The organism is Streptomyces sp. 13-12-16 (assembly GCF_002114215.1).
In the GTDB taxonomy this organism is placed as follows: Bacteria; Actinomycetota; Actinomycetes; order Streptomycetales; family Streptomycetaceae; genus Streptomyces.
Genome location: NZ_NCTE01000459.1, coordinates 1 through 7,735, shown reverse-complemented (window position 1 = coordinate 7,735; position 7,735 = coordinate 1). Strand labels below are relative to the sequence as shown.

Genomic DNA, 7,735 nt, shown 5'->3' with positions numbered 1-7,735 from the left:
CGTCGCCGCGGAGCCCGCCGTGCTGCGCGCCCACCTCGGGCCGGGGCAGGCCGACGGCACCCTCGCCCTCGTCCTCGACCCCGCCGTGCCCACCGCGGAAGCCGCCCGCGCCGTGGCCCAGCGGCTGGCCGCCGACGAGACACTGAGGGCCCGCCTGGTGCGCGGCCTCGACCTGGCAGTCCTGCCGGCCGGGACCACGCCTCCGGGCGAGCCCCTGTACGTACGTCCCTGACGACCTAGCCGTAGAGCGGCCCGGTGTACTTCTCACCCGGGCCCTGACCGGTCTCGTCCGGGACCAGGGAGGCCTCGCGGAACGCGAGCTGGAGCGACTTCAGACCGTCGCGCAGCGGCGCCGCGTGGAACGAGCTGATCTCCGTCGCGGAGGCGTCCAGCAGACCGGCCAGCGCGTGCACCAGCTTGCGGGCCTCGTCCAGGTCCTTGTACTTGTCGCCCTCCTCGGTCAGACCGAGCTTCACGGCGGCGGCGCTCATCAGGTTGACGGCGACCGTCACGATCACCTCGACCGCCGGGACCTCCGCGATGTCGCGGGCCATGGCGTCGAAGTCGGGGTTGCCGGGGGTCTCGGGGGTGTCCGAGGGGGAGGTGTCACTCATGCCTCACACGATAGGCGCAGCGGGACGCCTCCCCGACGCCAGGAGGCGGGGGACGGCCGGTTGGTGCGCCCCACCGGGAGCTGCTAACCTTGTGTAACGACCGGTCGGACCCGTATGCCTCACGGCCCGCGAGCCCGGCCCACAAGTGGAGGCTCCGAACTCCCACCTGGCCGCCCTCAGGGCGGCGGGTCACCGGTCAGGCGGTCCCGTCCCCGAGGCGGCGATCCGCCCGAAAGCGCGCCCCGCGGTCCCCGTGGCGGTGCTCCGGTAGTTCGAGGAGCCCCGCCTGTGATCGTCCGGGGCATTTTTTCTGCTTCGGCGCGGTTAGGTCTTACGCATACAGACGTTACGCGGCTGTCCGCCAGACCGTCGCGTGGTGCTACCGAGGAGGATCCATCAGCGCCGAGCCCCGCATCAACGACCGGATTCGCGTTCCCGAGGTGCGACTTGTCGGTCCCAGTGGCGAGCAGGTCGGGATTGTCCCGCTTGCCAAGGCCCTGGAGCTTGCGCAGGAGTACGACCTCGACCTCGTCGAGGTCGCGGCGAACGCCCGTCCGCCCGTGTGCAAGCTCATGGACTACGGGAAGTTCAAGTACGAGTCGGCCATGAAGGCCCGTGAGGCGCGCAAGAACCAGGCGCACACGGTCATCAAGGAGATGAAGCTCCGGCCGAAGATCGACCCGCACGACTATGACACCAAGAAGGGTCACGTCGTCCGGTTCCTCAAGCAGGGCGACAAGGTCAAGATCACGATCATGTTCCGTGGTCGCGAGCAGTCCCGGCCGGAGCTCGGCTACCGACTGCTGCAGCGTCTCGCGGAGGACGTGGCCGACCTCGGGTTCGTGGAGTCGAACCCGAAGCAGGACGGCCGCAACATGATCATGGTCCTCGGTCCGCACAAGAAGAAGACCGAGGCGATGGCCGAGGCTCGCCAGGCGCAGGAAGCCCGCAAGGCGGAGGCGAAGGCCAACCCCGGCAAGTCGCAGAACGCCGCGGACGCCGAGGTCCAGCCGGCCGAGGAGCCTGCCGAGGCGTGACTCCCCGGGGCGCGAGCCCCAGGAAGCAACCGAAACAAGTACGACGCTCCACCGTGCCCGGTTCTCATGACCGGGCACCGGAGCGCCACCGACGAGGAGAGAACGGCGCTATGCCGAAGAACAAGTCGCACAGCGGTGCCAGCAAGCGCTTCAAGATCACCGGCTCCGGCAAGGTGCTCCGCGAGCGCGCCGGCAAGCGCCACCTGCTCGAGCACAAGTCGTCCCGCGTGACGCGTCGCCTCACCGGCAACGCCGAGATGGCCCCGGGCGACGCCGCGAAGATCAAGAAGCTTCTCGGCAAGTGACGTACGGGCGCCGCTGAGCGCCGTACGGCAGGACCGGGACCCAATCGATACCGGGCCGTGTGAGGACAACCGCGGCCCCGCTACAAGGAGTTAACAAGTGGCACGCGTCAAGCGGGCAGTCAACGCCCACAAGAAGCGCCGGGCGATCCTCGAGCAGGCCTCCGGCTACCGCGGTCAGCGCTCGCGCCTGTACCGCAAGGCCAAGGAGCAGGTCACCCACTCGCTGGTCTACAACTACAACGACCGCAAGAAGCGCAAGGGCGACTTCCGCCAGCTGTGGATCCAGCGCATCAACGCCGCTGCCCGCGCCAACGGCATCACGTACAACCGCTTCATCCAGGGTCTGAAGGCCGCGAACGTCGAGGTCGACCGCAAGATCCTCGCGGAGCTGGCCGTCAACGACGCGACCGCCTTCGCGGCGCTGGTCGAGGTCGCGCAGAAGGCGCTGCCGGCGGACGTCAACGCGCCCAAGGCCGCGTGAGCACTGCGTTGGCTTGAAGCCGACGTGAGTTTCCAGGACCCGCAGGCTTGAAAGCTTGCGGGTCCTGTTGTTTGGTTCGTCGGCCGTCGTTCGGCTGCGGGTCCGTTGTGGCCGGTCGCGCAGTTCCCCGCACCCCTGGGGAGCTGCTCGGCCGCGTGTTGAGTACTCCCGAAGGTGACGAAGAAGATGGCCCCCGTCAGCCCTGAGCTGATCTCTCCCCGCTCTGCCCGTGTGAGTGCCGCTCGGCGGCTTGCCAAGCGGAACTTCCGGGGGAAGGAGCGGCTGTTCCTCGCCGAGGGGCCGCAGGCCGTGCGGGAGGCCGCGGCGCACCGGGGCGGGGACACCGGCACGCTCGTCGAACTGTTCGCCACCGTCGAGGCCGCCGAGCGGTACGCCGACATCATCGGCGGGGCCCGTGACGCCGGCGCCCGGATCCACCTCGCCTCCGAGGACGTCATCGCCGACATCTCCACCACCGTCACCCCGCAGGGGCTCGTCGGGGTGTGCCGGTTCCTGGACACGCCGTTCGAGGAGATCCTCGCCGCCCGGCCCAGGCTCGTCGCCGTCCTCGCGCACGTCCGCGACCCCGGGAACGCCGGCACCGTGCTGCGCTGCGCCGACGCCGCCGGAGCCGAGGCCGTCGTCCTCACCGACGCCTCCGTCGACCTGTACAACCCCAAGGCCGTACGCGCCTCCGTCGGCTCCCTGTTCCACCTGCCCGTCGCCGTCGGCGTCCCCGTCGAACAGGCCGTGAACGGACTGCGGGACGCGGGCGTGCGGCTGCTCGCCGCCGACGGCGCCGGGGACCGGGACCTCGACGACGAGCTCGACAAGGGCACCATGGGCGGGCCCACCGCCTGGGTCTTCGGCAACGAGGCCTGGGGTCTGCCCGAGGAGACCCGCGCCCTCACCGACGCCGTCGTCCGCGTCCCCATCCACGGAAAGGCGGAGAGCCTGAACCTCGCCACCGCCGCCGCCGTATGTCTCTACGCGTCGGCGCGTGCACAGCGCGCCGCCGGAGGGTGCCGCTCCGTCACCGGGAACTAGTAGGGTGACCAGCTCGGGGACCCTCCCCCAAGCTCTCGGCAGGGCTCGAGCACGGGGCGCCCCGAGGATGTTCCGAGAGGTGGGGTACGGGGATGAGCGTCGGCACGAGCAGCGCACCGGGAGCACGGCGGGCGGCGCGCCCGCCCGCGCCCCGGCCCGGTGATCTCGCCGAACTCGGCATCGACCCCGACCAGCTGCCCGACGGACTCGTCGTCGCCGACGAGCACGGACGGGTGATCTGCTTCAACGCGGCGGCCGTCCGCATCACGGCCGTCCCCGCCGAGCAGGCCCTCGGACAGCGGCTGGAGACCGCCCTGCCGTTAGAGGACCTGGAGGGCCGCCGCTGGTGGCAGCTCACCGACCCCTACGGCGGCCTCGCCATCCGGGTCCGCCAGCCCGAACGCAACCTGCTGCTCCCCGGCGGCCGGGAAGTCCTCGTCTCCGCCCGCTACGTCCGCGCCGAACCCACCGGCCCCGTCCGCCGCGTCGTCGTCACCCTGCGCGACACCGAGGCCCGGCGCCGCACCGAGCGCAGCCACGCCGAGCTGATCGCCACCGTCGCCCACGAACTGCGCTCCCCGCTCACCTCCGTCAAGGGCTTCACCGCCACCCTGCTCGCCAAGTGGGAGCGGTTCACCGACGACCAGAAACGGCTGATGCTGGAGACCGTCGACGCCGACGCCGACCGGGTCACCCGGCTCATCGCCGAGCTGCTCGACATATCCCGCATCGACTCCGGACGCCTGGAGGTGCGCCGCCAGCCCGTCGACATCGGGGCCGCCGTCGGACGGCACATCCAGGCCTACGTCGCCGCCGGACAGCAGGCCGACCGGTTCCTGCTCCGCGTGCAGCACCCGCTGCCCGACCTGTGGGCCGACCCCGACAAGGTCGACCAGGTGCTCAGCAACCTGCTGGAAAATGCGGTGCGGCACGGAGAGGGAACCGTCACGATTGACATCACGCCCTCGGCGTCCCCGCGCGAGCGGGAGGACGCCGGCACGTCGGTCACGGTGAGCGACGAGGGGCCCGGCATTCCGGAGGAGTCCATGAACCGCGTCTTCACCCGCTTCTGGCGGGGCAGCAAGCGCGGTGGGACGGGCCTCGGGCTGTACATCGTCAAGGGCATCGTCGAGGCCCACGGCGGCACCATCACGGTCGGACGCGCCCCCGGCGGCGGCGCACAGTTCCGATTTACGTTGCCCGTGGCGGCACCCGCGTATCTCACCTGAGATCCGGCCCCGGCCCCACGGGCGCATTCGCGTTCCCCCACCCCGCTAGACTCGGCTTTTGGCACCTTTGCGTCCCGAGGACGAAAGACGAGACGTCACCAGCGATTCGTCCACGAGTCGATGACGGGGACCATCAGCCAGCCAACCGGAAGCACGGGAAGAGATGTCGGCACCGAATAAGTCGTACGACCCTGTCGAGGTCGAGGCGTTGAAACCGGAAGAGATCGAGCGCATGCGGGACGAGGCGCTCGCCGCCTTCGCCGCCGCGGACTCCCTCGACGCGCTCCAGGAGGCCAAGGTCGCCCACACCGGCGGCACCTCCCCGCTGTCGCTGGCCAACCGCGAGATCGGCGCCCTGCCGCCGCACGCCAAGGCCGACGCCGGCAAGCGCGTCGGCCAGGCGCGCGGTGCCGTGAACAAGGGCCTCGCCGCCCGCCAGGCCGAACTCGAGGCCGAGCGCGACGCGCGCGTCCTGGTCGAGGAGGCCGTGGACGTCACGCTGCCCTACGACCGTGTCCCGGCCGGCGCCCGCCACCCGCTCACCACGCTGTCGGAGCGCATCGAGGACATCTTCGTGGCCATGGGCTACGAGGTCGCCGAGGGCCCCCAGGTCGAGGCCGAGTGGTTCAACTTCGACGCCCTCAACATCGGCCCGGACCACCCGGCCCGCGGCGAGGCCGACACCTTCTTCGTGCAGGGCCCCCAGGGCGGCACCGAGTCCGGTGTCGTGCTGCGCACCCACACCTCGCCCGTGCAGATCCGCTCCCTGCTCGACCGCGAGCTGCCGGTCTACGTGATCTGCCCCGGCCGCGTGTACCGCACCGACGAGCTGGACGCCACGCACACCCCCGTCTTCCACCAGGTCGAGCTGCTCGCCGTGGACGAGGGCCTGACCATGGCGGACCTCAAGGGCACCCTGGACCACATGGTCCAGTCGCTGTTCGGCGCGGAGATGAAGACCCGGCTGCGGCCGAACTTCTTCCCCTTCACCGAGCCGAGCGCCGAGATGGACATGCTCTGCTACGTCTGCAAGGGCGCGTCCGTCGGCAACCCCGACCGCCCCTGCCGCACCTGCTCGTCCGAGGGCTGGATCGAGCTCGGCGGCTGCGGCATGGTCAACCCGCGGGTGCTCACCGCCTGCGGCGTCGACCCCGAGAAGTACAGCGGCTTCGCCTTCGGGTTCGGCATCGAGCGGATGCTGATGTTCCGCCACAACGTCGAGGACATGCGAGACATGGTCGAGGGTGACGTCCGGTTCACCCGGCCGTTCGGGATGGAGATCTGATGCGGATCCCGCTTTCTTGGCTGCGGGAGTACGTCGACCTGCCGGCGACGGAGACCGGCCGTGACGTACAGGCCAAGCTCATTTCGGCCGGGCTGGAGGTCGAGACCGTCGAGCACCTCGGCGCCGACCTCAAGGGCCCCCTCGTCGTCGGCCAGGTGCTGACCATCGAGGAGCTGGAGGGCTTCAAGAAGCCGATCCGCTTCTGCACGGTCGACGTGGGCCGGGCCAACGGCACCGGTGAGCCGCAGGAGATCGTCTGCGGCGCCCGCAACTTCGCCGTCGGCGACAAGGTCGTCGTGGTCCTCCCCGGTGCCACCCTGCCGGGCGGCTTCTCGATCAGCGCCCGCAAGACCTACGGCAAGACCTCCCACGGCATGATCTGCTCCAGCGACGAGCTGGGCATGGGCGACGACGGCACGCACGGCATCATCGTGCTGCCGCCCGAGACCGAGGTCGGCAAGGACGCCATCGAGCTCCTCGAACTCGTCGACGAGGTCCTGGACATCGCCGTCACCGCCAACCGCGGCGACTGCCTGTCCATCCGCGGCGTCGCCCGCGAGACCGCCATCGCCTACGGCCTGCCGCTGCGCGACCCGGCCCTGCTCGACGTGCCGGGCCCGAACGCCTTCGGCTACCCGGTGAAGGTCTCCGACCCGGTCGGCTGCGACCGCTTCACCGCCCGTACGGTGACCGGCCTCAGCCCCGAGGCGCGCTCCCCGATCTGGCTGAAGCGCCGGCTGCAGAAGGTCGGCATGCGCCCGATCTCGCTCGCCGTGGACGTCACCAACTACGTGATGATGGAGCTCGGCCAGCCGCTGCACGCCTACGACCGCTCCCTGGTCCAGGGCACCATCGGCGTGCGCCGGGCCGAGGAGGGCGAGAAGATCGTCACCCTCGACGGCGTCGAGCGGAAGCTGCACGCCGAGGACCTCGTCATCACCGACGACCGCGGCCCGATCGGCCTCGCCGGTGTCATGGGCGGCGCCGACACGGAGATCGCCGACCACGACGACCTCGAGAAGTCGACCGGCGACGTGGTGATCGAGGCCGCCCACTTCGACCAGGTGTCCATCGCGCGCACCGCCCGCCGTCACAAGCTGTCCTCCGAGGCGTCCCGCCGCTTCGAGCGCGGCGTCGACCCGCAGGCCGCCGCCGCTGCCGCGCAGCGCACCGTCGACCTGCTGGTGCTGCTCGCGGGCGGCACCGCCGAGGCCGGTGTCACCGAGGTCATCGCCCCGACCGCGCCGCACACCATCACCGCCCCCGCCGACCACCCGGACAAGGTCGCGGGCGTGACGTACGGCCGGGAGACCGTCGTACGCCGCCTCCAGGAGGTCGGCTGCGACGTGTACGGCCAGGACGAGCTGATCGTCACCGTGCCGTCCTGGCGGCCCGACCTCACGGACGCCAACGACCTGGCCGAAGAGGTCATCCGCCTGGAGGGTTACGAGAACCTGCCCTCCACGCTGCCCAAGCCGCCGGCCGGCCGCGGCCTGACCGCCCGCCAGCGCCTGCACCGCCGGGTCGGCCGGGCCCTGGCCGGGGCCGGTTACGTCGAGGCGCTGAACTACCCGTTCGTCAGCGAGCAGGTCTTCGACCAGCTCGGCCTGGAGGCGGACGACCCGGCCCGCCGCGTCGTCAAGCTGGTCAACCCGCTCAGCGACGAGGAGCCCGCGCTGCGGACCTCGCTGCTGCCGGGCCTGCTCGGCGCGCTGCGCCGCAACGACGGCCGGGGCT

General features: G+C 71.1%; 8 protein-coding genes and 1 pseudogene. 8 read left to right on the top strand and 1 reads right to left on the bottom strand.

Translation table 11 applies throughout. The features are described from left to right. Positions 1-232 (top strand): annotated as a pseudogene (locus B7767_RS18565) (SseB family protein); the annotation flags it as partial. Positions 233-236: 4 nt separating this feature from the next. Here B7767_RS18565 and B7767_RS18560 read toward each other — a convergent pair. Continuing rightward, positions 237-614, bottom strand: coding sequence for a DUF1844 domain-containing protein (locus tag B7767_RS18560; protein ID WP_085573163.1), 378 nt, complete (start codon positions 612-614; stop codon positions 237-239). Positions 615-1,009: 395 nt separating this feature from the next. On the opposite strand from B7767_RS18560, the gene infC reads away from it, so the two are divergent. The 7 genes from infC to pheT form a co-directional block, all read left to right on the top strand. Then, on the top strand, positions 1,010-1,651 hold the full coding sequence (infC, locus tag B7767_RS18555) for a translation initiation factor IF-3 (protein ID WP_085573165.1): 642 nt from the start codon (positions 1,010-1,012) through the stop codon (positions 1,649-1,651). 110 nt (positions 1,652-1,761) lie between these two features. Beyond that, entirely contained in the window at positions 1,762-1,956 is a 195-nt protein-coding gene (rpmI, locus tag B7767_RS18550; RefSeq protein WP_003977225.1) for a 50S ribosomal protein L35, read from the top strand. A 97-nt stretch (positions 1,957-2,053) separates the two neighbouring features. Next, complete coding sequence (gene rplT, locus B7767_RS18545) at positions 2,054-2,437, top strand: 50S ribosomal protein L20 (RefSeq protein WP_004933571.1); 384 nt, start codon at positions 2,054-2,056, stop codon at positions 2,435-2,437. 186 nt (positions 2,438-2,623) lie between these two features. Continuing rightward, a complete protein-coding gene (locus B7767_RS18540; protein ID WP_085573164.1) occupies positions 2,624-3,484 on the top strand; it encodes an RNA methyltransferase in 861 nt (286 codons plus the stop codon). 92 nt (positions 3,485-3,576) lie between these two features. Beyond that, a complete protein-coding gene (locus tag B7767_RS18535) occupies positions 3,577-4,713 on the top strand; it encodes an ATP-binding protein (RefSeq protein ID WP_085573162.1) in 1,137 nt (378 codons plus the stop codon). A 163-nt stretch (positions 4,714-4,876) separates the two neighbouring features. Then, positions 4,877-5,998, top strand: a complete 1,122-nt coding sequence (gene pheS, locus B7767_RS18530; protein WP_030867464.1) for a phenylalanine--tRNA ligase subunit alpha — start codon at positions 4,877-4,879, stop codon at positions 5,996-5,998. Further along, the coding region (pheT, locus tag B7767_RS18525; RefSeq protein ID WP_085573161.1) for a phenylalanine--tRNA ligase subunit beta at positions 5,998-7,735 on the top strand (1,738 nt) is incomplete at its 3' end. The genes pheS and pheT, both read left to right, overlap by 1 nt.

What these genes read in the sequence shown, in the direction of transcription:
- rpmI (WP_003977225.1), top strand. Translation starts at nt 1,762, where the DNA reads ATGCCGAAGAACAAGTCGCACAGCGGTGCCAGCAAGCGCTTCAAGATC.
- B7767_RS18560 (WP_085573163.1), bottom strand. Translation starts at nt 614, where the DNA reads ATGAGTGACACCTCCCCCTCGGACACCCCCGAGACCCCCGGCAACCCC.
- B7767_RS18540 (WP_085573164.1), top strand. Translation starts at nt 2,624, where the DNA reads ATGGCCCCCGTCAGCCCTGAGCTGATCTCTCCCCGCTCTGCCCGTGTG.
- B7767_RS18535 (WP_085573162.1), top strand. Translation starts at nt 3,577, where the DNA reads ATGAGCGTCGGCACGAGCAGCGCACCGGGAGCACGGCGGGCGGCGCGC.
- pheS (WP_030867464.1), top strand. Translation starts at nt 4,877, where the DNA reads ATGTCGGCACCGAATAAGTCGTACGACCCTGTCGAGGTCGAGGCGTTG.